This is a genomic window from Micromonospora sp. WMMD980 (assembly GCF_029626035.1).
In the GTDB taxonomy this organism is placed as follows: domain Bacteria; phylum Actinomycetota; class Actinomycetes; order Mycobacteriales; family Micromonosporaceae; genus Micromonospora.
This window is the reverse complement of sequence record NZ_JARUBE010000003.1, coordinates 3,463,611-3,490,115: the sequence shown is the minus strand read 5'-3', so window position 1 is coordinate 3,490,115 and position 26,505 is coordinate 3,463,611. Positions and strand designations below refer to the sequence as shown.

20 protein-coding genes are annotated in these 26,505 nt (G+C 70.4%); 14 read left to right on the top strand and 6 right to left on the bottom strand.

Translation table 11 applies throughout. From position 1 onward, the window contains the following. Positions 1-107: 107 nt before the first annotated feature. The 5 genes from O7618_RS16315 (at position 108) to O7618_RS16295 (ending at position 5,991) form a co-directional block, all read left to right on the top strand. Positions 108-1,424, top strand: a complete 1,317-nt coding sequence (locus tag O7618_RS16315; RefSeq protein WP_278106945.1) for an extracellular solute-binding protein — start codon at positions 108-110, stop codon at positions 1,422-1,424. Positions 1,425-1,545: 121 nt separating this feature from the next. Further along, complete coding sequence (locus tag O7618_RS16310; RefSeq protein WP_278106944.1) at positions 1,546-2,523, top strand: sugar ABC transporter permease; 978 nt, start codon at positions 1,546-1,548, stop codon at positions 2,521-2,523. Between the two features lie 10 nt (positions 2,524-2,533). Continuing rightward, the gene (locus O7618_RS16305; RefSeq protein ID WP_278106942.1) at positions 2,534-3,430 is read left to right on the top strand and encodes a carbohydrate ABC transporter permease; all 897 of its coding nucleotides are present in this window, start codon (positions 2,534-2,536) and stop codon (positions 3,428-3,430) included. Beyond that, the gene (locus tag O7618_RS16300) at positions 3,427-4,860 is read left to right on the top strand and encodes a GH1 family beta-glucosidase (RefSeq protein WP_278106941.1); all 1,434 of its coding nucleotides are present in this window, start codon (positions 3,427-3,429) and stop codon (positions 4,858-4,860) included. The genes O7618_RS16305 and O7618_RS16300 overlap by 4 nt, the downstream gene beginning before the upstream one ends. Before the next feature lie 84 nt (positions 4,861-4,944). Then, positions 4,945-5,991, top strand: a complete 1,047-nt coding sequence (locus O7618_RS16295; RefSeq protein WP_278106940.1) for a LacI family DNA-binding transcriptional regulator — start codon at positions 4,945-4,947, stop codon at positions 5,989-5,991. 23 nt (positions 5,992-6,014) lie between these two features. Here O7618_RS16295 and O7618_RS16290 read toward each other — a convergent pair whose 3' ends face one another. Continuing rightward, complete coding sequence (locus tag O7618_RS16290; protein WP_278106939.1) at positions 6,015-7,226, bottom strand: acyl-CoA dehydrogenase family protein; 1,212 nt, start codon at positions 7,224-7,226, stop codon at positions 6,015-6,017. Next, positions 7,226-8,299: a phosphotransferase family protein gene (locus O7618_RS16285; RefSeq protein WP_278106938.1), complete on the bottom strand. Its 1,074-nt coding sequence runs from the start codon at positions 8,297-8,299 to the stop codon at positions 7,226-7,228. Before O7618_RS16285 ends, O7618_RS16290 begins: the two co-directional genes overlap by 1 nt. Before the next feature lie 148 nt (positions 8,300-8,447). Here O7618_RS16285 and O7618_RS16280 point away from each other — a divergent pair, with 148 nt between their 5' ends. The 5 genes from O7618_RS16280 (at position 8,448) to O7618_RS16260 (ending at position 15,720) form a co-directional block, all read left to right on the top strand. Beyond that, the gene (locus tag O7618_RS16280) at positions 8,448-9,152 is read left to right on the top strand and encodes an amino acid-binding protein (RefSeq protein WP_278106937.1); all 705 of its coding nucleotides are present in this window, start codon (positions 8,448-8,450) and stop codon (positions 9,150-9,152) included. 81 nt (positions 9,153-9,233) lie between these two features. After that, entirely contained in the window at positions 9,234-10,379 is a 1,146-nt protein-coding gene (locus O7618_RS16275; protein WP_278106936.1) for a GNAT family N-acetyltransferase, read from the top strand. 245 nt (positions 10,380-10,624) lie between these two features. Further along, the gene (locus O7618_RS16270) at positions 10,625-11,362 is read left to right on the top strand and encodes a class I SAM-dependent methyltransferase (RefSeq protein ID WP_278106935.1); all 738 of its coding nucleotides are present in this window, start codon (positions 10,625-10,627) and stop codon (positions 11,360-11,362) included. 707 nt (positions 11,363-12,069) lie between these two features. Continuing rightward, entirely contained in the window at positions 12,070-15,315 is a 3,246-nt protein-coding gene (locus O7618_RS16265) for an RHS repeat-associated core domain-containing protein (protein ID WP_278106934.1), read from the top strand. 243 nt (positions 15,316-15,558) lie between these two features. Then, positions 15,559-15,720, top strand: a complete 162-nt coding sequence (locus O7618_RS16260) for a hypothetical protein (RefSeq protein WP_278106933.1) — start codon at positions 15,559-15,561, stop codon at positions 15,718-15,720. A 587-nt stretch (positions 15,721-16,307) separates the two neighbouring features. Here the strand turns inward: O7618_RS16260 and O7618_RS16255 are convergent. The 3 genes from O7618_RS16255 to O7618_RS16245 form a co-directional block, all read right to left on the bottom strand. After that, a complete protein-coding gene (locus O7618_RS16255) occupies positions 16,308-16,577 on the bottom strand; it encodes a hypothetical protein (RefSeq protein WP_278106932.1) in 270 nt (89 codons plus the stop codon). Positions 16,578-17,041: 464 nt separating this feature from the next. Next, positions 17,042-17,233, bottom strand: coding sequence for a DUF397 domain-containing protein (locus O7618_RS16250; protein WP_278106931.1), 192 nt, complete (start codon positions 17,231-17,233; stop codon positions 17,042-17,044). Continuing rightward, positions 17,224-18,009, bottom strand: coding sequence for a helix-turn-helix transcriptional regulator (locus O7618_RS16245; RefSeq protein ID WP_278106930.1), 786 nt, complete (start codon positions 18,007-18,009; stop codon positions 17,224-17,226). The genes O7618_RS16250 and O7618_RS16245 overlap by 10 nt, the downstream gene beginning before the upstream one ends. A 381-nt stretch (positions 18,010-18,390) precedes the next feature. Between O7618_RS16245 and O7618_RS16240 the strand changes: the two genes are divergently transcribed. Together O7618_RS16240 and O7618_RS16235 are read left to right on the top strand one after the other, a co-directional pair. Then, the gene (locus O7618_RS16240; RefSeq protein ID WP_278106929.1) at positions 18,391-18,684 is read left to right on the top strand and encodes a hypothetical protein; all 294 of its coding nucleotides are present in this window, start codon (positions 18,391-18,393) and stop codon (positions 18,682-18,684) included. Further along, positions 18,684-18,941 carry a flavin reductase gene (locus O7618_RS16235; protein WP_278106927.1) on the top strand — a complete coding sequence of 86 codons (258 nt, stop codon included), beginning with the start codon at positions 18,684-18,686 and terminating at the stop codon, positions 18,939-18,941. The genes O7618_RS16240 and O7618_RS16235 overlap by 1 nt, the downstream gene beginning before the upstream one ends. A 136-nt stretch (positions 18,942-19,077) precedes the next feature. On the opposite strand, the gene O7618_RS16230 is transcribed toward O7618_RS16235, so the two are convergent. Then, positions 19,078-20,643 (bottom strand): aldehyde dehydrogenase family protein, encoded by a 1,566-nt coding sequence (locus O7618_RS16230; protein WP_278106926.1) that lies wholly within the window; start codon positions 20,641-20,643, stop codon positions 19,078-19,080. A 313-nt stretch (positions 20,644-20,956) separates the two neighbouring features. On the opposite strand from O7618_RS16230, the gene O7618_RS16225 reads away from it, so the two are divergent. Both O7618_RS16225 and O7618_RS16220 read left to right on the top strand, forming a co-directional pair. Then, the gene (locus tag O7618_RS16225) at positions 20,957-23,839 is read left to right on the top strand and encodes a glycoside hydrolase family 9 protein (RefSeq protein ID WP_278106925.1); all 2,883 of its coding nucleotides are present in this window, start codon (positions 20,957-20,959) and stop codon (positions 23,837-23,839) included. A gap of 212 nt (positions 23,840-24,051) precedes the next feature. Beyond that, positions 24,052-26,484 carry a non-reducing end alpha-L-arabinofuranosidase family hydrolase gene (locus O7618_RS16220; protein WP_278106924.1) on the top strand — a complete coding sequence of 811 codons (2,433 nt, stop codon included), beginning with the start codon at positions 24,052-24,054 and terminating at the stop codon, positions 26,482-26,484. Positions 26,485-26,505: the final 21 nt, after the last annotated feature.

Below are 26,505 nucleotides of genomic sequence, written 5' to 3'. Positions count from 1 at the left end.
CTCCCGGGAGTGGCGTGAATCTCTTCCTTGCCCGCTCCGGCCCGGCGCGAAACGCATCCCCCACCACACGAATAACTCGCCTCACCACCGAAAGAGGGGTCTGAAAGATGAGCCTCCCCATCCGCCGTCGGCAGCTCGCGGCCATCGCGCTCGCGTCTGTCACGGTGCTGGCCACCGCCACCGCCTGCAGCGACGACTCGTCCGGCGGCAGCAGCGAGAGCGATGGTCCGGTCACCCTGGTCGTCGACGTCTTCGGCGACCAGGGCTTCGGCTACGAAGACCTGTACAAGCAGTACGAAGCCGAGCACAAGAACGTCAAGATCCAGGAGCGCGGCAAGGGCCTCGGCCTCGGCGACTACAACACCCGCCTCACCCAGCAGATTACCGCCGGGTCGGGCGCCGGCGACGTGGTGGCCCTCGAGGAGGGCACCATCGTCCAGTTCTACGCGCAGGCCGACAAGTTCGTGAACCTCGCCGACCACGGCGCGAACGACCTCAAGGGCAACTTCCTGCCGTGGAAGTGGGAGCAGGGCACCACCCCCGACGGCAAGGTGCTGGGCCTCGGCACCGACGTCGGCTCGATGGCGCTGTGCTACCGCAGCGACCTGTTCAAGGCCGCCGGCCTGCCCACCGACCGCGAGCAGGTCGGCGCGCTCTGGCCCACCTGGGACCAGTTCATCACCACCGGCCAGAAGTTCGCCGCCGCCGACAAGAAGCACAAGTTCGTCGACTCGGCGACCAACTTCTACAACGTGGTGCTGATGCAGGTCGCCGGTCAGGGCACCGGTTACACCTACTACGACAAGAGCAACAAGCTGGTCATCGACCAAAACCCGGACGTGCAGGCCGCGTACCAGCTCACCACCAAGATGATCGGCGCCGGACTGTCGAACAACCTGCAGTCCTTCTCCAACGAGTGGAACGCCGGGTTCAAGAACGGCACCTTCGCCACCATCGCCTGCCCGGCGTGGATGACCGGTGTGATCAAGGGCCAGGCCGGTGACGCGGCGGCCGGCAAGTGGGACATCGCCAAGGCCCCCGGCGCGGGCGGCAACTGGGGTGGCTCGTTCCTCGGCGTGCCGAAGTCGAGCAAGCACCAGAAGGAGGCGGCCGAGCTGGCCAAGTTCCTGACCAGCGCGCAGGGCCAGATCGGCGCGTACAAGGCGGTCGGCAACCTGCCGTCGAACCCGCAGGCGCTCACCGACCCGGCCGTGGCCGACTCGACCAACGACTACTTCAGCAAGGCCCCGGTCGGCAAGATCTTCGCCGCCGGCGCCACCGACCTGAAGCCGGTCTACCTCGGCCCGAAGAACAACGCGGTCCGCACCGCCGTGGAGAACACGCTGCGCGCCGTGGAGCAGGGCAAGTCGGCCGACGAGCAGTGGCAGGCGGCCTTGAAGAACGGTGCGGCCGCCGGTAAGTGACCCGGCTGAGCCGCCCGCGGGTGGCGCCGGCAGCCCCGTGCTGCCGGCGCCACCCGCGGTGCCCGCAGAGCCCGGCGTCATCCGTGTGGCGGGTGACGCCGGCTGAGGAGAAGGACTCCCGATGAGCCTCGACCTGCACGCCACGGCGCCGCCCGAGCCCCGCCCGCCGCGCGCCCGCACCTCGCACCGCCGCGCCAGCTCGGCCACCAAGCTGGACCTGAAGTACTCGCCCTACCTGTACGTCCTGCCGTTCTTCCTGATCTTCGCCGTGTTCAGCGCGTACCCGATCGCCTACACGGTCTGGATCGCGTTGACCGACCGGTCCCCGCTGAACGCGACGATCTCGTTCGTCGGGATGGACAACTTCGTCGAACTGATCACCGACGACCCGCAGTTCTGGAACGCGGTGGTGAACACGTTCGGCATGTTCGTGCTCTCCACCGTGCCCCAGCTGATGCTGGCGCTCATGCTGGCCAACGCGTTGAACCGGAGGCTGCGCGCGCAGACCTTCTTCCGGATGGCCATCGCGATGCCGATCATCACCTCGACCGCGGTGGTCGCGCTGATCTTCTCGATGATCTACGCCAAGGACTTCGGCCTGGTCAACTGGCTGCTGGACAGCGTCGGCCTGGACCCGATCGACTGGCGGGCGAACCGCTTCGCCTCCTGGTTCGCCATCTCCACCATGGTCGACTGGCGCTGGGTCGGCTACAACGCGCTGATCTACCTGGCCGCGATGCAGTCGATCAGCAAGGACATGTACGAGGCCGCGGCGCTGGACGGCGCCTCCCGGCGACGCCAGTTCTGGTCGATCACCGTCCCGCAGCTGCGTCCCACGATCATCTTCACGCTGATCATCTCGACCATCGGCGGGCTCCAGCTCTTCACCGAGCCGCTGTTGTTCACCAGCGGTTCCGGCGGTCTCTCCGGGGGCTCGGAGGGGCAGTTCCAGACCATCACGATGTACCTGCTCGACGTGATGAACCAGCGCTTCCGGTGGGGTTACGCCGGGGCGGTCGCGCTCGTGCTCTTCGTGCTCATCGCGCTGATGTCGACGGTCAACTACCTGCTGGCCCGACGCATCAGCTCCGACAAGTGAAGGTGACGAGATGACGACCACCACGCTTCGTCCCCCCGCCCGGCCGCCCGCGCCGGCCAAGGGCACCCACCAGGCCGAGCGGCTCTGGAAGGCCAGCCCGCTGACCTGGTTCGGGCTGGTCCTCGGGGTGCTCCTGTCGCTGTTCCCGTTCTACTGGATGATCGTGATCGCCTCGCGCACGAACGACGCGGCCAACTCCTGGCCACCGCCGTTCCTGCCCGGCGGCAAGCTCGGCGAGAACATCGAACGGGTGCTGGCCAACGGCGACGCCAACGTCGTCAAGGGCCTGATGAACTCGTTCCTGGTCTCCGGGACGATCACCATCGCCACGGTCTTCTTCGGCTCGCTGGCCGGCTTCGCGTTCGCCAAGCTCCGGTTCCGGGGCAAGAACGCGCTGCTGCTGATCATCCTCGCCTCGATGATGGTGCCGATCCAGCTCGGCGTGCTCCCGCTCTACATCCTGATGGCGAAGCTCGACTGGCTGAACACCATGCCGTCGGTCACCGTGCCGTTCCTCATCGGCGGCTTCGGGATCTTCATGATGCGCCAGTACGCCGAGCAGGCGGTCCCGAACGAGCTGATCGAGGCCGCCCGGGTGGACGGCTGCTCCACCTGGAGGGTCTACTGGCACGTGGTGATGCCCGCGCTGCGTCCCGCCGCCGCGGTGCTGGGCCTGCTCACCTTCATGGAACAGTGGAACCAGTTCTTCTGGCCGTTCGTGGTGCTGGCCGACCCGTCCAACCCGACGGTCCAGATCTCGCTGCGCAGCCTGAACACCGCCTACTTCGCCGACAACTCGCAGATCTTCGCCGGTACGTTGATCGCGACCCTGCCCCTGTTCGTCGTGTTCGTTCTGTTCGGCCGCCAGATCATCGGCGGCATCATGGAAGGCGCCGTCAAGTCGTGAGCAACCCAGCCAGCCCGCCCGCCGTCGGCGTCCTCGACGAGGGCCCGGCCCTGACCTTCCCGCCCGGCTTCCTCTGGGGCGCGGCCACCGCCGCCTACCAGATCGAGGGCGCCGCTGCGGAGGGTGGCCGTACGCCGTCGATCTGGGACACCTTCAGCCACACCGAGGGTCGGACGGTCGCCGGGCACACCGGCGACGTGGCCTGCGACCACTACCACCGGATGTCGGACGACGTGCGGCTGATGGCCGACCTGGGGCTGCGGTCCTACCGTTTCTCCGTCTCCTGGCCGCGGGTGCAGCCGGGCGGCACCGGCACGGCCAACCAGGAGGGGATGGACTTCTACCGCCGCCTGGTCGACGAGCTGCTCGGCCACGGCATCGAGCCGTGGGTGACGCTCTACCACTGGGACCTGCCCCAGCCGCTGGAGGACGCCGGCGGCTGGCCGGCCCGGGACACCGCCGGCCGGTTCGCCGAATACTCGCAGCTGGTCGCCGACGAGCTGGGCGATCGGGTGAAATACTTCACCACGCTGAACGAGCCGTGGTGCTCGGCGTTCCTCGGCTACGGCTCCGGCGTGCACGCGCCGGGCCGCTCCGACGGGGCGGACGCGGTCCGCGCCGGGCACCACCTGATGCTCGGGCACGGGCTGGCGGTGCAGGCGGTGCGGGCGTCGCGCCCGCAGGCGGAGCTGGGCATCACGGTGAACCTCTACCCGGTCACCCCGGCCACCGACTCGGCGGCCGACGCCGACGCGGCCCGCCGGATCGACGCGCTGGCCAACCGCTTCTTCCTCGACCCGGTGCTGCGCGGCGCGTACCCGGCCGACCTGGTCGCGGACCTGCGCGGCGTGACCGACCTCGGGCACGTCCGCGACGGCGACCTGAAGACCATCTCCACCCCGCTGGACATGGTCGGGGTCAACTACTACAGCCGGCACGTCGTCGCCGCGCCGGTCGAGGGCGGCGAGCCGGAGCCCTACTGGCGGGCGCCGTCCTGCTGGCCGGGCAGCGAGGACGTCCGGTTCGTCACCCGCGGCGTGCCGGTGACCGACATGGACTGGGAGATCGACGCCCCGGGCCTGACCGAGACGCTGGAGCGGGTCCACCGGGAATACACCGACCTGCCGCTCTACGTCACCGAGAACGGCTCGGCTTTCGTCGACGAGCTGGTCGACGGCCGGGTCGACGACCCGGAGCGGCTGGGCTACTTCGCCGCGCACCTGCGCGCGGCACACGCCGCGATCGAGGCCGGGGTGCCGCTGAAGGGCTACTTCGCCTGGTCACTGATGGACAACTTCGAGTGGGCCTGGGGCTACACGAAGCGGTTCGGCATGGTCTATGTCGACTACGACACTCAGGCCCGGATCGCGAAGTCCAGCGCCAGGTGGTACGCCGACGTGATCCGACGCAACGGCCTGGCCGCACAATAAGCTGGGCCAGCCAGTAACGGGCGGCCCCGGCGCCGGAGCCTCAACCGGTGCCGGGCCCGCCCGCCCGTCGGAGGAGCACAGACGATGACAACGCAGCGCACCCGCTCGCTCGGGCGCCCGACCCTCGACGCGGTCGCGGCCCGCGCCGGCGTCGGGCGCGGCACGGTCTCCCGCGTGGTCAACGGCTCGCCGCAGGTCAGTCCGGAAGCCCGGGCCGCCGTCCAGCAGGCCATCGCCGAGCTGGGGTACGTGCCCAACCGGGCCGCCCGGGCGCTGGTCACCCAGCGCACCGACTCGGTGGCCCTGGTGGTCTCCGAGTCGGGGGAGCGGGTCTTCACCGAGCCGTTCTTCGCGGCCATCGTCCGGGGCGTCAGCTCCGGGCTGCTGGAGACGCCGATGCAGCTCTGGCTGGCCATGGTGCAGTCGCCGATCGAGCGGGAGCGGGTCGAGCACCACCTGACCAACCAGCACGTGGACGGCGTGCTGCTGCTCTCCCTGCACGACTCCGACCCGCTGCCCACGCTGCTGGAGGAGCGCGGCCTGCCCGCGGTGCTCGGCGGCCGGCCGGCCCGGATGCTGCACCCGAACGCCCAGCCGGCGTGGTTCGTCGACGTGGACAACGTCGGCGGCGCCCGGCGGGCGGTGGAGCACCTGTTCGTCCAGGGACGGCGACGGGTCGCCACCATCGCCGGCCCGCAGGACATGGGCGCCGGCCTGGCCCGCCTCTCCGGCTACCGGGAGGCGGTGCGGGCCGCCGGGGGCGCGGTCGAGTCGGGCCTGATCGCATACGGGGACTTCAGCGAGGGCAGCGGCACCGCCGCCATGCGCCGGCTGCTGGACGCCTGCCCGGATCTGGACGCCGTCTTCGTCGCCTCCGACCTGATGGCCTTCGGCGCGTTGCGCGCGCTGCGCGAGGCCGGTCGCCGGGTGCCCGAGGACGTGGCGGTGATCGGCTTCGACGACGCCCCGATCGCCCGCCAGGCGGAGCCGCCGCTGACCACGGTGTTCCAACCGGTGGAGGAGATGGGCCGGCAGATGGCCCGCATGCTCGTCTCGCGCATCCGCGGCGACGAGGTGCCCTCACCACACGTGCTGCTGGACACCGAGCTGATCCACCGCGCCTCCGCCTGACCCGGCCGCGTCGGTGGGGCAGGTCAGGACCAGCGGCGCAGCTCCCGCCGGGCCAGCGACGCCCGGTGCACCTCGTCCGGCCCGTCGGCGAGGCGCAGCGTGCGGGCCTGGGCCCAGAGCGCCGCGAGCGGCGTGTCCTGGCTGACGCCGGCCCCGCCGTACGCCTGGATCGCCTTGTCGATCACCCACTCGGCCATCGCCGGTGTGGCGATCTTGATGGCCTGGATCTCGGTGTGCGCGCCCTTGTTGCCCACCGTGTCCATCAGCCACGCGGTCTTGAGCACCAGCAGCCGGGCCTGCTCGATCCGGACCCGGGACTCGGCGATCCACTCCCGCACCACGCCCTGCTCGGCGAGCGGGCGGCCGAACGCGACCCGGTCGAGGGCGCGCCGGCAGAGCAGCTCCAGCGCCCGCTCGGCCATGCCGACCAGCCGCATGCAGTGGTGGATCCGGCCCGGGCCGAGCCGGGCCTGGGCGATGGCGAAGCCGGTGCCCTCGGCGCCGACCAGGTTCGCCGCCGGCACCCGGACGTCGGAGAAGTCGATCTCGGCGTGCCCGCCGTGCGGGGCGTCGCTGTAGCCGAAGACGGTCATCCCGCGCCGTACCGTGACGCCCGGGGTGTCCCGGGGGACCAGGATCATGCTCTGCTGGCGGTGCCGGTCGGCGTCCGGGTCGGTCTTGCCCATCACGATGAAGATCTCGCAGCGCGGGTCCATCGCGCCGGACGACCACCACTTGCGGCCTTCGACGACGTAGTGGTCGCCGTCCCGGGTGATCCGGGTGGCGATGTTCGTCGCGTCCGAGGAGGCGACCTCCGGCTCGGTCATGCAGAACGCGGAGCGGATGTCGCCGGCGAGCAGCGGCGTGAGCCAGCGGTCCCGCTGCGCGTCGGAGCCGAACTCGGCGAGCAGCTCCATGTTGCCGGTGTCCGGCGCGGCGCAGTTGAGCGCCTCCGGGGCGAGGTGCGGGCTGCGCCCGGTCAGCTCGGCCAGCGGCGCGTACTGGAGGTTGGTCAGGCCGGCGCCGTAGCGCGCGTCCGGCAGGAACAGGTTCCACAGGCCGCGGGCCCGGGCCTCGGCCTTCAACTCGTCCATCACCGGCGGGCGGGCCCACGGGTCGCCGGCGGCCAGCACCTGCTCGTGGTGCACCGCCTCGGCCGGCAGGACGCACTCGGTGAGGAACGCCTCCAGCCGCTGCCGCAGCTCGACCGTCCGGTCGTCGTACGCGAACTCCATCATTTCTCCCTCACCGCGTGCAGACCGTGCGCGACCAGCGGCGCCACCATCTCGCCGATCCGGTCGAAGCCTTCGCCCAGCGTCTGCCCGAGGGTGTGGCGGTAGTGGATGCCCTCGCAGATCACCGCCAGCTTGAAGCAGCCGAGCGCCACGTGCCAGTGCAGCGGGCCGACGTCGACGTCGCTGCGCCCGGCGTAGCGGTCGATCAGCTCGGCCCCGGTGGGGAAGCCGGCGCGGGGGCCGATGCCGTCGGCCACCGGGTTGCCCTCGGCGTGCTCGCTGTCGCCCAGCACGTCCCAGTAGGTGAGCAGCAGGCCGAGATCGGCGAGCGGGTCGCCGAGCGTGGCCATCTCCCAGTCGAGCACGGCCCGCACCGCCACCGGGTCGACGGAGGCGAGCAGGTTGTCGAGCCGGTAGTCGCCGTGCACGATCCGGCCCGCGTTCGCCCCCTCCGGCACGCTGCCGGCCAGCGCGTCGCGCAGCTCGTCGACGCCGGGCAGCGGGCGGCTGCGGGAGCGGTCGAGCTGGCCGGCCCAGCGGCGGACCTGCCGGGCCAGGTAGCCGTCCGGGCGACCGAAGTCGGCGAGCCCGACCTCGGCGGGCTCCACCCGGTGCAGCGTGGCGAGCGTGTCCATCATCGCCAGGGCGAGGTCGCGCCGCTGCTCGGCGGTGAGCGCGTCGGTCTGCTCCCGCCGCCGGTAGACCTCGCCGTCGACCTTGGCCATCAGGTAGAACGGCGCGCCGATGACGCTGTCGTCGGCGCAGAGCAGCAGCGCCTCCGGGACCGGCACGCCGGTCGGGGCCAGCGCCGAGATCACCCGGTGTTCCCGGGCCATGTCGTGCGCGGTGGCCAGCACGTGCCCGAGCGGGGGCCGGCGCAGCACCACCTCGCGGTCGCCGGCCCGCAGCAGGTAGGTCAGGTTGGACTTGCCCCCGGCGATGAGCCGCGCGGACAGCGGCCCGGCCAGCTCCGGCCGGTGCGCGGCCAGGTGGGCGGCGAGCCGGTCGAGGTCGAGCCCGCGGGGGGCCGGACCGGTCGGGGGCCGGGCGGCGTCGACGGCCGGATCGGTCATCCGGATAGTTGATGGCAGCTCAGCTTTGTTGTCAAGGTCGGATTTTCCCCGCGGGACATGCCGCTGCAACGGGGGCGAAATGGTCAGCCGGCAGGCTGGGCCCCAGCCTGCCGGCCGTCGCCGGCCCGCCGAGCGTAGGGGATCAGACATGCTGCTGAGAGTTCGGGTGACCCTGCCGGACCGACCGGGCACGCTCGGCCAGGTGGCCCGGACACTCGGCGTCTCCGGCGCCGACATCGTCCAGGTGGTGGTGCTGGAACGGCTCGGCGGGCGGGCGGTGGACGACTTCACCGTAGTCTGGCCGGGCGCGGCGCGGGTGGAACGGCTGCTCGCCGGGCTGGCCGCGATCCCCGGCGTCCGGGTGGACGGGGTGTGGCGGGCGATCGGCGCGCCGACCACCACCGGGCAGGACGCGGAACTGCTCGCCCAGGTGGCGGCGAACCCGACCGACGGGGTGGCCACGCTCGTCGACGCGGTCCCGGGTCTGCTCGCCGCGGACTGGGCGGTGGCCGCCGTGGTGCCGCTCGACTGGGCCTCGCGCAGCGGCGAGGGCGCCTCGGCCACGGTGGGGCACGCGAGCTGGCGGGCGCCGGCGCCGCCCCGGTTGCCCGAGGTGACGCCGCTGCGGGCCCGCGCGATGACCAGCCCGGACGGGCACCACTACGCGGTCGCGCCGTTCGGCCGCGCCGGCCTGGTGCTGGTGGTCTCCCGCGACCACAGCGAGCCACTCTCGGCCGCCGCGTTCCACTCCACCGAGGTGGACCGGCTCGCCCAGCTCGTCCGCGCCAGCGCGGTGATCCTCGGCGACCGGCTCGACCTGGTGGGCGCGCCGCCGGTGACCACGATCACCTGAGCCGGCGGCGGCCCGTCACCGGGGGGCAACGGGGGCGCAACAGGCGACCGGCATGGTCGGTGGTGAGGAAGGGAGACAACCATGGCGCTGTGGCGGATCCGGGCCACCGTGGACGACCGACCGGGCTACCTGTCGGTGCTCACGGCGAGCCTCGCGTTGCGCGGGGTCAACATCCTCACCGTGCAGGTGCACACCACCGAGGTCGGTGCGGTCGACGACTTCCTGGTCGACGCGCCGGAGCAGGTCACCGAGGCCGAGCTGCGGGCCGCGGTGGAGCGGGGGCGGGGCCGGGACTGCTGGGTCGCGCGCAGCGAGGCGCGTGGGCTGGCCGACGAGCCGACCCGGGTGCTCGGGTTGGCCGGTCGGCTGGTCCGCGACCCGGAGGCGGCCGGCGCGACGCTGCGTACGCTGCTCGGCGCCGACGTGGTGACCTGGCGTCCCGCGCCCGTCGCCGCGCCGGGTGGGGTGGGCGGCACCACGATGGTGCTCGCCGATCCGGCGGGCGGCGCCTACGAGCTGCGCCGCCGGGAGCCGAGCTTCACCCCGGCCGAGTACGCCCGGGCGCAGGCCCTGGTCGAGCTGGCGGCGACGCTGGGCCGGCGGGACACCGACCGGGTCACAGTGGTGCTGCCGGACGGCGCCGAGGTGTCGGTGCGGCCGGCCACCGCCGACGACGTGCCGGCCGTACGCGAGCTGCACGCCGGTTGTTCGGCGCGGAGCCGGCAGCGGCGCTACCTGAGCGGGGCGGCGGACCCGTCGCCGGCCCGGCTGCGCCGGCTGCTGGAGCCGGCCCGGGGGACGACCCTGCTCGTCACGACCGGCTCCGGCGGGGCGGCGGAGCCGGTGGTGGCGATGGCCAACCTGCTCGGCGAGGGGGACGAGGCCGAGGCGGCGCTGCTGGTCCGCGACGACTGGCAGCGTCGGGGCCTCGGGTCGGCGCTGCTGCGCCGGCTGCTCGGCCACGCCGACCGGGCCGGTTACGCAGCCGTGCTGCTGCACGTGCAGGCCGAGAACACGCCGATGCTGCGTACGCTGCGCCGGCTGGACCGGCCGACGGCTCTGGAGCGCGACGGCGGGTTGCTGACCGCGACCGTGCCGCTGGCTCCCGTTCCGGCGTCCCCGGACGGCCATGGCGCGGGGCCGGCGCCGGCCGGCTGTGGCGCGGCGCCGGCCCTGCCGGCGCAGGCCGGCCACGGCTTGCCGAGCCAGCGGTCCGGTCCGATCTGATCTGACGGCCGCCCAGGCCGGGCCCTCGGGCGAGCCGCAACGGCGCGGCACGTCGCGGGGCCGGGCGGAGGGGGCCGCAACCGGCGCCTTCCGGCGCCACCCTGACCGACCTCCGATGCGGGGGACGGTGACACGGCGGGGCCCCCGGTGCGGGGGCCCCGTTCGTGTCACCGGGCGGCAGGCAGAACGACCGGGTCATGTGACCGCCCCCACCAAAGCGACCAGTATGCATAGAGTCGGCGACCGTGACTGAAGCCTCGGGGCAACTGGGACTGGGACATGGCAGTGCTTTCGGCGAGCGGGGGGTAGCGAAGAGACTGGGAACGCTCAGCCGGTACACGGCACTGAGCGGTCGGCGGTTGCTGGAGATCGGTTGTGGGGATGGCACGTACACGATGCGGTTGGTGAACGCGTTCGAGCAGATCGAGGCGGTCGACATCCAGCAGGACCGGTTGGAGTTGTTCCGGGAGCGGCTGGCGGGGGATCCGGTGGCGGCGCAGAAGATCAACGTGCGGGAGTTGTCCGCCACCGAGCTGGACTACCCGGATGAGAGTTTCGACCTGGTCACCGCCATCGAGGTGGTGGAGCACATCGATGATCTCGATGCGGCGTTGCGGCAGGTGCACCGGGTGCTGGTGCCGGGTGGCCGGTTCGCGTTGACCACTTCCAACCGGTGGTTCCCGATCGAGACGCACGGTTTCCTGATCCGAGGCAAGCGGTACCGGCCGGCACGGGGTCCGTTCCTGCCGTGGATCGTCCCGCTGCACCGGCGGCTGGCCGATGCGCGTTCCTTCACCGCTCGGGGCTTGTCGGGGCAGCTCCGCCGGGCGGGGTTGGAGACGGGGGCGGTGGACTACATCATGCCGCCGTTCGACCGGTCCGGCTTCGGTCAGCGGATCCGGCCGGTGACCGACGCGATCGAACGGTCGCCGCTGAAGTTCTTCGGCATGGCCCTGGCGGTGGTGGCCCGACGACCGGACTGACCAAGGAGTCTCGACCCTGCTCGCAAGCCCGGCGGACACGGCCCAGGATGGCCACCGCCGGGCTTCGTGCATCCGTCGCGACTCGACAGGCCACGGGCCGAGGATGCCGGGTGTGGAACGTGTGTAGGAGCCGCATGATCGGCGTCGGTCGAATTCAGGTATTCGATCGTGGTCACGTAGCGCCATCCGCACTGCACCTTTTGCAGTGATAAAAACCTTTGATCCTAGCTGTTTGTGATAGTTGTTGACCCGAGACTTGCTAACTGGATAGCTTGTTCAGGGACAACAGTTGATCGATGACAATCAGCAATTTCAACGGGGGATGCGTGAGTCACGATGGCTGACTGAAAATTTCTGAGCCCCGGCGCAGGTGGCGTCTATCTAGGCGCGGTCGACTGCTGCCGATCACGGCCCCAGGCTGGGCCGTTTCCGCCGCTCGCGAAGGCGAATTTCGCATCGACCGCGAGTTATCGCTGCTGCGATAATCTGCGAAGATTTATGCGCATCATTCGAGCATTCAGCGCTAGCGATAAATCGCCTGCCAGCTTTCTTGCATCCTGAGTTTCTTTCCTGCTGACCTCGCGCGCTTGAGCGGGTCGGCTCTTTGTCAACCATGCCGTTCACGGTTAGCCGTTGAAGGGTGTGGCGAGTTATGTCCTTTTCCTGGCGGATCGGCCGTCGGGTGGGGTGTTGAAGAGGGAGTGTTGATGGGTCAACGTCGAGTGGCTGTGGGAGTGGCGTCCGCGCTGCTGGCCACGTCGGTGCTGGCGGTTCCGCCGGCTGCGTCATCCGCTGCGCCCGCGGCGCCGCAGAAGGAGGTGTCGGAGGCGCCGCAGGTGTCGCCGCGGTCGTCTTCGAAGGTGTGGTTGTTCGACTCGCCGCAGCGCGCGGTGACGCGGGCCGCTGCGGGGGCGGCGCCGTCGGTGCCCAAGGGCACCGGGCCGGTGCGCAACGGCACCCTGGTGTCGTTCTCGCTGGCTGACCGGATGGAGGTGAAGGTCAACGTCGGGTCCGGGAACCTGATGGTGAACACCACCGACCTGACCCTGCCCGGGATCGCCGGGAACGTGACGCTGGGCGCGTCGTTCAACAGCCTCATGCTGGGCAGCGACCTGTCGACGGGCGCGCACGGGCCGGGTTGGCGAACCCGGGCCGGGCAGGACGTGAAGCTGTATCCGGCCGATGACAGCTCGGTCACCTACGCCGCGGCCGACGGCGTGGTCGGGAAGTTCACCTGGACCGGGTCGGCCTACACGACGCCGGGTGAGTTCAAGGCCAAGCTGGTCAAGAACGGCACCGGGTGGAAGCTGACCGAGAACGACAGCGGCAAGGAGTTGTTCTTCACCTCCGACGGTCTGCTGGACAAGACCGAGGACCGTAACGACAACGTCACCGACTACACCTACAGCGGCGGGCAGCTCACCCAGGTCGTCTCCGACCGGGGAAGTCAGTACGCCCGCAAGGCCACGGCCACGTTCGTCAACGGCCGGTTGAAGACGTACGAGCAGAGCGACGCCTACAACGTCATCCGGACGGTGTCCTACAAGTACGACGCCAACAACCGGCTGCAGGCGATCGACCTGCTGGGAGCGACGCGGCAGTGGGCGTTCGAGTACAGCGCCGCCGGTGACCTGGTCAAGATCTGGTCCAAGGACGACCTCTACAGCGTCGTCACCTACGACGGGCAGCACCGGGTCACCTCGTTCACCCAGGTCACCGACACCACCACCGGCCAGGGTGCGACCACCCGGCTCTCATACCCCACGTCGTCGCAGACGATGATGGCCGACCCGCGCCAGGACCTGGCGCAGCCGGTCGCGTCGGTGCCGCACACCACCTACGACCTGAACAGCGACAAGCGGGTCACCAAGGCCACCGACCCGGCCGGCAACGAACGGTCCAAGACCTACACGACGTTCCAGGACGTGGCCACCGACGTCAGCCCCGAGGGCAGCACGACCACCAACACCTACGGCGCCAACGCCGGCCAGTCGCTGACCAAGTCGGCCTCACCATCCGGCGCCAGCGCCTCCGCCGCCTACGCCAATGCGGCGACCTCGACGAACCCGACGGCGAACTTCCAGCCGTCCTCGTCGATCGACACCCAGAGCAACAGCTCGACCTACACGTACAACGGCGCCGGCAACCGCACCTCCACCGCCGACGCCTTGGCCGCGAAGGCCGACGTCGACTACAACACCGACGGCACCGTCAAGACCTCCACCGACCCGGCGAACACCGGCAACCCCACCACCTACACCTATGACAGCGACAAGCAGATCACCACGCTGACCCCGCCCACCGGCAACGGGCTGGCGGTCAAGACGTTCACCTACGACGTCCTCGGCCGCACCCGGACCGTCGCCCAGGGCGGCTGCACCACCACCTACGACTGGACCAAGGACGACCGGCTGGAGAAGACCAGCTACTCCGGCTGCGGCGCCAACCTCACCCCCGTCACCTACGAGTACGGGCGCGCCGGGAACCTGCAGAGCCGCACCGACGCCACCGGCACCACCACCTGGGAGTGGGACAACCTCAACCAGCTGCGCAAGCGCACCAACCCCGGCGGCGTGACGCTGCTCTACGACCACGACCTCGCCGGGAACCTCACCGGCATCACCGACGGCCGTGGAACCACCAAGCACATCTACAACACCCGCAACTGGCTCGTCGGCACCGAGACCGCCAGCGGCACCCGCTACAACTACTCCTACGACAAAGACGGCAACCGCCTCAACACCTTCTTCGCCGCCAACGTCAACAACAGCGTCTACGCCCTGCGCGTCAAGACCACCTACGACAAGTCCGACCGGCCCACCCGCATCACGGCCACCCGCAACTCCGCCGCCCCCGCGACGGTGTTCGACGTGACCTACTGCTACGCCAAGTACACCTCCGGACAACCCTGCTCCACCGCCACCACCGATGACACCGGCCTGCGGCAGTGGCAGAAAGACGAAACCTCCGGGACGGTCAGCCAGTTCACCTACGACAAGGCCAACCGGCTGACCAAGGCCACCAACTACAACGGCAAAACCTACGACTACACCTACACCAAGAACGGCAACCGCGACACCGTCAAGGTCGACGGCACCACCACCCAGACCCTGACCTTCAACACCGCCAACCAGATCACCACCACCAACAACACCTACGACAACCGCGGCAACCAGACCCGCGCCAGCGCACCGTCGGTCAACCCGATCACCTACAACAACGCCAACCAGATGACCGGCGCGAACTCCAGCACCTACGCCTACGCCGGCACCGACCAGGTCGAGCTGACCCGCGCCGGCACCACCACCATGCAATACGGCTACGAAGACCAGCACGGCATGCCGTGGCTGCAGTCCTGGACCGCCGGCGGCACCACCGTCTACGTCGAACGCGACGGCCTCGGCACCCCACTCGGCCTGCGCATCAACGGCACCGACACCGCCTTCGTCCTCGACGGCCTCGGCACCCCCGTCGCCGCCGTCAAAGCCAACGGCACCCTCGCCGCCACCTACAAGTACGACCCCTACGGCAACGCCACCACCACCGACGAAACCAACCTCGGCACCAACAACATCGTCCGGTACGCTGGCGGCACCTACGACCAGGCCACCGGATTCACCAAGTTCGGCCAGCGCTGGTTCAACCCCCAACAAGGCCGCTTCACCCAACAGGACAACCTCAGCTTCGTCGGCAACCCGCTTCATGGCAATCGCTACGCCTACGCGGCATGCAACCCCGCGAACTACACTGATCCGACGGGCCGCTGCTCTACGAGTTCGATTCTGGGATTCGCCTCAGGAGCGGTTGCAGGATTTGGGGCAGCGTATGGCACCTGGGCCATGGCGGGAGTCGTCTTCGTTCCCTTTGTCGGGGGCGCGGTTCTCGTGGGCACAGGTGCGGTTGCCGGCGTTCTCGCCCTGGCCGGACTCGGCTTCTGCCTTGCGGGAGACTGAAATCGCCAAGGTCAGGCACCTGGTGCTTCTGTCGCTGCGGATCGCGGGCTCACTCGCTGTTGCTGCGACTAGTCAGATACTGGCGGCCTAAGGCTGTTCGTACTGGCCGAGCTCGGTTGGTTCTTCCTCTCGATCAGGGCCGTTGTTCTTCGCTTAAGGTGAGGTTGCGGGACCAGCTTCGCTGGTCCCGCAACCCGGGGAAGGAGTTCTCTCATGGCGGTAAGTCGTAGGCGGGTAGGACAGATGTTGTTCCTGTTCATCGTGTTGTTCGGCGTGGGTGGTCTGACGCTGGGCTGGCTGCTCGGGCAGACGAATCTGTCGCAGTGGGTCAAGATCACGGCAACGCTGGGCTACGCGATCTGCGGCGGCGGCGTCGCAGCCCTCATCTACCTGCGGCAGCGTTGAGCGGGCGGCTCGTCAGCTTTCGTCCATTGTGGTTCTGGGACTGCAACCGATCCCCTGGCCGGCCGGGGCGCGGCTGCCGGGGCCGTACCCAGTCGGCGATTCTCCCGGGTCCGTGGTCACCGGACACGACAGATCCACCCACCCGCACCGCGTCGTCGGCGACACCGCCCTCGCCGTAGACTGCCAACACCCGCTCCGCGGCGTGCGTCCTGACCCACACGCTCAGCATATGCGCCAGCAGCGTAAGCGAGGGCACCGCGACCACCACCAGCCCCCGACGGGCACAACCGCACCCCGGCGCCCAACCCGACGAGCGACTTCCCGCTACCGCAGGCCGCCCGCATCCGGGCACGACCACCATCGCCCAGTGCCGCGACGATGTGATCCACCGCGTCCTGCTGGTATGACCTCAACTTCGGAGGCACCTCACCAACGCCATCAGCGGTGATGTCCGCTGACGGGGCGGGACTGCGTAGATTTCCGTGTTCGACCCAGCTGCAACCCCACCAGCTACATTGATCCCACGGGCCAGCTGTTCTCGCCAGGTCTGCTGCACCGACCGCCCGGACGGTGGATGTTGGGTGGGGTCAGCGGCGGGCGCGGCTGGATTCGAAGTAGCCGACCGGGTTCCGCGACAGGTGCGGCTTCGTGGTCGGGTGGCCGACCCGAGGGTCGCCGGTGAGCAGGCTGCCCTCGATGGCCTGCCGGTCGTCGCACTTGGTGATGCCGGTGATCGTCGCGACCGCGAGGACCGTACCGTCGAGGTTGATGATCTGCACCCCGTCCTGGTCGAGCACTCGGTCGGCCTTGAGTTTCCATGCGCCGCGGCCGGCCTCGAATGCCTCGGCCTCGGTCATGCCCTCGCGGTAGCCGATGTGGGTGCGGCCGAGGCAGTCTTAAGTCGGGTCGCACGGCTCGTAGTGACTCAGTCGAATCTGGATCAACACTGCCTCCTCTAACTGTTGAACTACACCCGGGGCAAATGGCACCAGCACGCAAGGTCAACGCCAGCAGGGTCGTGTCGGGCGGGCGGCCACCAGCTCGGGCGCTGGTCGCGGTCGGCGGCTTACGTGGTGACCTCGCCGGCTTGGTCGTGCTGATGGCCGCAGCGGCGGCACGGAGTTCAGGCCAGTCGCAGGCGGTGTCTACCCGGCAGCGCCCACCGCTGACGCTCGTGTTGGGCCAGCTCAGGCGATGTCAGCGGGATCGGACAGGCGTATGGCAGTAGCCGCCGGCGCCGAGCTGGGCGAGCTCGCTGCCGCCTGAGACAGCAGAGCGTCCCGGGCCGCGTGGATCCGGGGCGCTCTCGGAGCCGGTTCGGTCAGCCGCGCTCGCCGACCTGGGCGACGAACGCCCGCCAGGACACCGGCTCGAAAGTGAGCGCAGGGCCGGTCGGATCCTTCGAGTCCCGCACGCCGACGACGCCGGGAAGGTTGTCGGCGACCTCCACGCAGTTGCCGCCGTTGCTGCCGCTGCGGGTGCTCTTGCGCCACGACGCGCCGGTCATGTCCATGATCCTGCCGCTTTCCTGATGAGTTCGAGGGAGTCGCGGCGTGGGAGCGCCACGCCGCAGATGCGGTCCCACCGCTTTTCGAGCATAGCAATGTCCTCGGGCCGGTCGGTTACCTGCGCGGTGAGCTGCCCGTCCGCGCACGCGGCACAACCTCCGCCCGGCTGGCGGGCGAGCACGAACGGCCCCGTCAGGCCCGTGTAGATTCCCACGCTCTCCGGAACGATGTGCACCTGCACATGCGGCAACTCGGCACACTCGGCGAAGTGCGCGAGCTGCGCCGCGATCATACTTTCCTGCCCGTCACCCACGCGCCGAATAACCGTCCCGTCAAGGACCACCGTCACCAACGGCGGCGGGTCCCTCCGCAGCAGCGCCTGTCGCGCGAGCCTGGCCGTGACGAGCCGGTCGACCACATCCGCGCTCAACAGCTCGTCGGCAAGCGTCGCCCGCGCGAACTCGGGCGTCTGAAACAGACCGGGCATCCATGCTGGCTCATACCAACGAATGGCTGTAGCACGTTGCTCTTCATCGATCCACTCACGAAGCCAGATCGGCGCGCCGAGCCGCTCCAGCAAACGTGAGTACAGCCCGTTCGTGCTGAGCGCCTGGTCCACGGCGGCAACGTAGTCCGCCTTCAGCGGGCGAGCGCCGCTCTCGACGTTGCCCACGTGCGTGCCCGAATAGTTGATGAGCTTCCCAAAGTCTTCTTGACTCATCCCGCGCGCCGTCCGCGCTGCGCGAAGCTCCGCCAATAGGAAGTCAGCGCCAGACTTCACCGCGCCCTCACCACCCCTTCAGACTCCTGGCGTTTCCTTCGCGTCCCCGCAACCACCATCACACCCGGTTCAACGTGCGCTTTTGCCTTCCGACGCTAGCGGCTTGCCGTCCAACCTGGAACAGACGGCGCGGCCGGCAGGGACCACCCGAGACCCGGCGACCGTGTCAGTCGGGGGACCGCCTCGTCCGGCAGGCACCAGCGCGGGGCGGTCCCTCTTCCAGGTTCCGCCGATGAGAGGAGGGCTGTCCGTGCCCGAGAAGAAGCCGACACCCGAGCCGACGCCGGCCGTGCCGCCGGTCCGACCGAACCGCGTTCCGTCGTCGCGCTGGCTGTCGTCGCCGGCAACGACGACCCTCTTGCCGCGACCGGGTGGCCGCCGGTGACCGGGCTGCGCCGTCGCCGGCCGGAGGCGTCCGCGCTGCGTGCCGGCGACGTCCTGCACCTGACTCGGGAGGCGTCGCCGCAGTTCGCCCGGCCGATATGGGTCCGGCTGATCCGGGTGCTGGACTGGACGACGTACGACGGTTGGTGGTGGGTCGACGTCTACCAGCTCGGCCCGGACGGCAACGCGACCGCCCGCCGGTCGCTGTTCCTGCGGCGGAGCGGGGTGCGCGTGCTGACCCCACCGCCGCCGGTGTCGCAGCGCCGCCCGCGCGTCGGCGCTCTCGGGTGATGGCCCGCCGCCCCGGCCCCGCCGACCACGTCCCCTCGCGGCCCACCTGGCGCTGCCGCGCCTGCGGGGTGGCCTGGCCGTGCTCGACGGCGAAACTGAACCTCCTCGCGCGCTACCGCGAGCGGAGGGCCGAGTTGCGGGCGTACCTCCTGACCCTGCACGAGAGCGCAGCCGAGGAACTGGCCGAGCTGGACAGCGGCCGGCGCCCGGCGGACCTCGAAGACCGCTTCACCGCCTGGGCCGAGCCTCGCGGCTGACCCGCCCCGACCGACCCGCCCCGGCGGCCGAGCGGATGTGCGTCGCCGCCAACCCCGGCTGCTCAACCAGGCCGCGTGTTAAGAAGGGGCCCCTGCTCTACGCGAGGCGTTAACAGGTGGCCCCTCCTTACACCGATCAGGTGGCCGGGTAGCTGCTGTGGTCGGGGAAGTTGCCGTGGAGCCGGTCGTCGCCGCCGACGGTGACGGCGTGCACCAGCAGGTCGCCGCCGACGAAGGCGCCCTTCCAGGAGGCGCCCCGGCCGCCGAACGGCTCGTCCCGGTCGCCCCGGGAGCGGGGCTTGTTGATGCCGACCTTGAACGCCTGGAGGTCCATCGCCAGCTTGCCGGCCAGCTCCTCGTCGTCGCAGGCGAGCGACGCGACGAGCGCGCCGTTGGAGGCGTTCATGGCGGCCAGCAGCTCGTCGGTGGTGTCCACCACGACGATGGTGTCCACCGGGCCGAACGGTTCGGCGTGCATCAGGCGGGACCGGCCGGGCGGGGCGAGCAGCACGGCCGGGGCGACGTACGCCGAGGTATCCTGCCCGTCCAGGAACGGCGCTCCGTCGAGTTTGCCGCGGTGCAGCGGCACGGCGCCGCCGCGGACCGCCTCGTCCACCTTGCGCCGCAGCTCGTCGGCCTTGGCGGCGCTGATCAGCGGGCCGAAGTCCAGCTTGGGCAGCGGGTCGCCGGCGGCCCAGCCGGTGCCGACCGCGAGCGGGTGGCCGAACCGGATCGAGCGGACGACCGGCAGGTACATGTCGAGGAACTCGTCGACCAGGTCCCGCTGGACCACGAACCGGGGGTACGCGGTGCAGCGCTGCTTGCCGTACTCGAAGCCCTTGCGCAGGTGCGCGGCGAGCGTGTCCCACTGGGAGAAGTCCCAGACGCCCCAGGCGTTGAGCCCTTCCTGCTCGATGAAGTGCCGCTTGTCGGAGTCGAGCAGCGCGGCGGCGACCTTGCCGCCGTTGGAGCGCCCGCCGACGAACGCCACCGCGCCGATCTCGGGCGCGCGGACCAGCACCTCGGACAGCTCCTCGCCGCTGCCGGAGAGCAGCGTGGCGGGCAGCCCGGCGCGGCGCATCAGCGCGTGCGCGACGGTGAGGCAGGCCGCGCCGCCCTGCGACGGGGTCTTGGCGATGACCGCGTTGCCGGCCAGCAACTGCACCAGCTCGGCGTGCACCAGCACGCTCATCGGGTAGTTCCAGGAGGCGATGTTGCTGACCGGGCCGGGCAGCGGCTCGCGGCCACCGGCGAGCATCCGCTCGATCTCCCCGACATACCAGCGCACGCCGTCGAGCGCGCGGTCCACGTCGGCGCAGGCGAGCCGCCACGGCTTGCCGATCTCCCAAACCAGCAGGAGGGCGAGCAGGTCGCGGTGGGCGGTGAGCGCGTCGAGCGCGTCGACGACCCGGGCGGATCGCTCGGCGAGGTCGGTGCGCGCCCACTCGCGGTGCGCGGCGGTGGCGTGGGCGACCGCGGCGCGTGCCGCGTCGGCGTCGAGCCGGGCCAGGTTCACCAGGACCGTGTTGTCGACCGGGGTGCGGACCGCGGTGGGCGTGCCGGTCGGGCGCCACTGCCCCTCGACGAGGTTGCGCAGCGTGGCGGTGCCGTCGTCGGCGGTGGTGAAGGCCTCCGGGGTGGTGGCCACCGCGCGGGTCAGGGTGTCGGACCAGGAGGTGCCGTCGGCGAGTCTGAGAGCCATCGCGATCTCCTCAGGGTTGTCCGGGGAGCGGCGGCGTCGATGACGCCGCTGGATGTGGCGACTGTCCCGTGCGGGTCGCGCGGCGGGCAACAGCACATCGATGTGATCTAAGTTACCGGCGAGTATCGCGGAGGTCGGGGTGGTGGTCGTCTTCCCAACGGGCGGGCGCGAGATTACATTGTCAACCATCCATGGGAGCGCTCCCGCGCTCCTGCGGTCCACCCCACCACCACCGCCGCACGGCGGCCCGACCGGCACCGTCCGACGCCGATCGCGCCGCCGTGCGGCAGCCCATCCTCCACAGGAGCTCGCCATGCCCCGACCGACCCCGCCGCCGCGCGGTGGCCCGTCCCGCCGGCTGCTCGCCGCCGGCGCCGCGCTGGTGGCCGCGCTCGCCACCGCCGTGCCGCTCCCGGCCGCCGCCGCGCCGTCCGCCGCCCCGGCCGGGGCGCAGGCCGCGCCCGCGTTCAACTACGCCGAGGCGTTGCAGAAGTCGCTGTTCTTCTACGAGGCGCAGCAGTCCGGTAAGAAGCCCGCCTGGAACCGGGTCTCCTGGCGCGGCGACTCGGCGCTCACCGACGGCGCCGACGTCGGCGTCGACCTCACCGGCGGCTGGTACGACGCCGGCGACCACGTGAAGTTCGGCTTCCCGATGGCGTTCAGCACCACCATGCTGGCCTGGGGCGCGGTCGAGTACCGGGACGGCTACGTCGCCTCCGGTCAACTCAGCCACCTGCTCAACAACCTGCGCTTCGTCAACGACTACTTCGTCAAGGCGCACCCCGCCCCGAACGTCCTCTACGGCCAGGTCGGCAAGGGCGACGACGACCACAAGTGGTGGGGGCCGGCCGAGGTGCTGCCGATGGCGCGGCCCGCGTACAAGATCGATGCGAGCTGTGGCGGCGCGGACCTGGCCGGCGAGACGGCGGCCGCGATGGCCGCGTCGTCGATGGTGTTCCACCCCACCGACGCCGCCTACGCGGACAAGCTGCTCGGCCACGCCAAGCAGCTCTACACGTTCGCCGACACGGTGCGGAAGTCCTACAGCGAGTGCATCACCGACGCGGCCTCGTTCTACAAGTCGTGGAGCGGCTACCAGGACGAGCTGGTCTGGGGCGCCATCTGGCTCTACCGGGCCACCGGCGATGCCTCCTACCTGGCCAAGGCGGAGAGCGAGTACGACAAGCTCGGCACCGAGCCGCAGTCCACCACCCGCTCCTACAAGTGGACGCTCGCCTGGGACAACAAGCAGTTCGGCGCGTACGTGCTGCTGGCCAACCTGACCGGCAAGCAGAAGTACGTCGACGACGCCAACCGCTGGCTCGACTACTGGACCGTGGGCGTCAACGGGCAGCGGGTGCCGTACTCGCCCGGCGGGATGGCGGTGCTCGACTCCTGGGGCGCGCTGCGCTACGCCGCGAACACGTCGTTCGCCGCGCTGGTCTACAGCGACAAGACCACCGACGCGACCCGGAAGGCCCGCTACCACGACTTCGCCGTCCGGCAGGTCAACTACGCGCTCGGCGACAACCCGCGCAACTCCAGCTACATGATCGGGTTCGGCGCCAACCCGCCGAAGAACCCGCACCACCGCACCGCGCACGGCTCCTGGTGGGACAGCCAGACCGTGCCCACCGAGACCCGGCACGTGCTCTACGGCGCGCTGGTCGGCGGCCCGTCGGCGGCCAACGACGCCTACACCGACAGCCGCTCCGACTACGTGATGAACGAGGTGGCCACCGACTACAACGCCGGCCTCACCTCCGCGCTGGCCCGGCTGACAGGCGAGTACGGCGGCAGCCCGCGCGCCGGCTTCCCGGCCGCCGAGACGCCGGACCTGGACGAGCTGACCGTGGAGACCACGGTGATGCAGGCCGAGCCGCGGGCCACCGGGCTCAAGGCGATCATCTACAACAAGTCGGCGTTCCCGGCCCGGGCGCTCACCACCGGTAAGTTCCGGTACTACTTCCGGCCGGACGGCACCGGCCCGGTGACCGTCACGCCCGGCTACACCCAGGGCTGCCCGTCGCCGTCCACCGCCAAGCAGTTCAGCGGCGACATCTGGTACGTCGAGGTCGACTGCACCGGCTACACCATCGCGCCGGCCGGGCAGTCGCAGCACCGGATGGAGGTGCAGTTCAAGATCGGCGTACCGGAGGGCGGCACCTGGGACCCGACGAACGACCCCTCCTACCAGGCGACCGCCGGGCCGAACCGGAAGGTGCCGCTCTACTCCGGCGGCGTGCGGGTCTGGGGCGACGAGCCCGGTCCGGCCACTCCGGACACCACCGCGCCGAGCACCCCCGGCACCCCGGTCGCCTCCGCGGTCACGTCGACCGGTCTCACGCTGACCTGGCCCGCCTCCACCGACACCGGGGGCAGCGGCCTGGCCGGCTACGACATCGTCCAGACGCAGCCCGGCGGCGACGTCCTGGTGCTGCTGAAGTCCACCACGAACACCCTCGCCGTCACCGGGCTGGCGCCCCAGCAGGCGTACCAGTTCACGGTGGTCGCCCGCGACGGCGCCGGCAACCGGTCGACCGCCTCGCCGGCGCTCACGGTCACCACGGCGGCCGCCTCGACCCCGGACACCACCGCGCCGACCGCGCCCGGCACGCCCACCGCCTCCGCGGTCGGCCCGACCGGACTCACCCTCGCCTGGGGGCCGGCCACCGACGACGTCGGCGTCGTCGGCTACCGGGTCTACCGGGGCGGAACGGTGCTGGTCGGCTCCACCACCGGCACCACCCTCGCGGTGACCGGGCTGACCGCGGCCACCACGTACACGTTCACCGTGGTCGCGGTGGACGCAGCCGGCAACGTCTCGCCGGCCTCGCCCGGCGTCACGGTCACCACCACGACCGCCCCGGCCGGTGGCGGCTGCGCGGTGACCTGGACGACGAACAGTTGGGACACCGGGTTCACCGCGAACGTCACGGTCACCAACACCGGCACCACGGCGATCAACGGCTGGACGCTGGCCTTCACGTTCGGCAACGCCGGGCAGAAGGTCGGGCAGGCCTGGTCGGCGAACGTCACCCAGACCGGCACGGCCGTGACCGCCTCGAACCTGTCCTACAACGGGTCGCTGGCGGCGGGGGCGTCGACCAGCTTCGGCTTCAACGGCACCCACACCGGCGCGAACCCGAGGCCGACCGGTTTCACCCTGAACGGCTCCGCCTGCACCGTCTCCTGACCACGGATCCTCCGTGGCGTGGCCGGTCGCCCGAGTGCGGCGGCCGGCCACGCCACGCCCGCAGGCTCCCCAAAAACATTTCCGAAACTTTTCCGAAACTCTTTGTCCGGGCCAGGGCTCGGTGTAAGCATCGATGCAGCTAGATATTCCAGCCACGACGTCCAGTCGTCCTCGCCCAGACGGCTCGGGTGTTGGCCAGCAAGGAGGCCAAGATGGCAAGGAGCCCATCCGTCCAGCGCGGCGGGAGTTGGCGTCGGCGGTCGCCCGCCGTCCGCGCGCTGCTCGCCGGCGCGGTCAGCGCCGTGACCGTGGCCGCGGTGGCGGTGATGATGCCGGCGGCGAACGCCGCCGCGAGCACGCTGGGCGCGGCGGCGGCACAGTCGGGCCGCTACTTCGGCACCGCGATCGCGGCCGGCCGGCTCGGCGACTCGACCTACAGCACCATCGCGGCGCGTGAGTTCAACATGATCACGGCCGAGAACGAGATGAAGCCGGACGCCACGGAGCCGAACCAGAACCAGTTCAACTTCTCCGCCGGCGACCAGATCTACAACTGGGCGACCCAGCGGGGCCTGAAGGTGCGGGGTCACACGCTCGCCTGGCACGCCCAGCAGCCCGGCTGGATGCAGAACATGCAGGGCAGCACGCTGCGTAACGCGATGATCAACCACATCAACGGCGTGATGGCCCACTACCGGGGCAAGCTCGCCGCGTGGGACGTGGTCAACGAGGCGTTCAACGAGGACGGCAGCCGCCGCAACTCCAACCTGCAGGGCACCGGCAACGACTGGATCGAGGTGGCGTTCCGCACCGCGCGGGCGGCCGACCCGTCGGTCAAGCTCTGCTACAACGACTACAACATCGAGAACTGGTCCTACGGCAAGACGCAGGGCGTCTACCGGATGATCCAGGACTTCAAGTCCCGGGGCGTGCCGATCGACTGCGTCGGGTTGCAGACCCACTTCACCGGCGGCAGCTCGCTGCCGGGCAACTTCCAGACCACGCTGTCCAGCTTCGCCGCCCTCGGCGTCGACGTCGCCCTCACCGAGGTCGACGTCACCAACTCGTCCACCTCGCAGTACGCCGGCCTGACGCAGGCGTGCCTGAACGTGCCGCGCTGCATCGGCATCACCGTGTGGGGTGTGCGGGACAGCGACTCCTGGCGCTCCAACGAGAGCCCGCTGCTCTTCGACGGCGGCGGCAACAAGAAGGCCGCGTACACCTCGGTCCTCAACGCCCTCAACGCCGCCGCACCGACCTCCGGGCCGACCTCCGGCCCGACCACCGGCCCACCGCCGTCCGGCGGCGCCGGGCGGATCGTCGGCGTGCAGTCGGGCCGGTGCGTCGACGTGCCCAACGCCATCCAGACCAACGGCACCCGGGTCCAGCTCTGGGACTGCAACGGCCAGTCGAACCAGCAGTGGACCTACACCGCCAGCAAGCAGCTGATGGTCTACGGCACCAAGTGCCTCGACGCGAACGGCGCGGCCACCGCCAACGGCACCGGAATCATCATCTGGGACTGCAACGGCCAGTCGAACCAGCAGTGGAACGTCAACTCCAACGGCACCATCAGCGGCGTGCAGTCCGGTCGCTGCCTCGACGTCTGGGGCACCGGCAACGGCCAGCAGATCCAGCTCTACGACTGCCACGGGCAGCCCAACCAGCAGTGGCGGACCGACTTCGGCGGCGGCACCACGCCGACCCCGACGCCGACCACCACGCCGCCGTCGGGCGGCTGTGCGCTCCCGTCGACCTACCGGTGGTCGTCGACCGGCGCGCTGGCGAACCCGGCGAACGGCTGGGTCTCGGTCAAGGACTTCACCAACGTGGTCTACAACGGCAAGCACCTGGTCTACGCGTCGAACGTCAACAGCGGCGGCTCGTACGGCTCGATGAACTTCGGCCTGTTCACCAACTGGTCCGACATGGCCTCGGCCAGCCAGACCGGGATGAGCCAGGGCACCGTGGCGCCCACCCTGCTCTACTTCGCCCCGAAGAACATCTGGGTGCTGGCCTACCAGTGGGGACCGACGTCGTTCAGCTATAAGACGTCGAGCGACCCGACCAACGCCAACGGCTGGTCCGCGCCGCAGACGCTCTCCACCGCCACCCTTCCCGACGCCCCGTACGGCGTGATCGACCAGACGCTCATCGGTGACGACCAGAACATGTACCTCTTCTTCGCCGGGGACAACGGCAAGATCTACCGGTCGAGCATGCCGCTCGGGAACTTCCCGGGCAGCTTCGGCTCGAACTACACGACGATCATGACCGACTCGACAAACAACCTGTTCGAGGGCGTCGAGGTCTACAAGGTGCAGGGCCAGAACCAGTACCTCATGCTCGTCGAGGCGATCGGGAGCCAGGGGCGGTACTTCCGCTCCTTCACCGCCACCAGCCTGGGCGGCACCTGGAGCCCGAACGCGGCCACCGAGAGCAACCCGTTCGCGGGCAAGGCCAACAGCGGCGCGACGTGGACCAACGACATCAGCCACGGTGACCTGGTCCGCACCAACCCCGACCAGACCAAGACCGTCGACGCCTGCAACCTCCAGATGCTCTACCAGGGCAAGAACCCCAGCGCGGGCGGCGACTACAACCTGCTGCCCTGGCGGCCGGGTGTGCTGACCCTCCAGCGCTAGCCGACCGGACGTGCCCGGCAC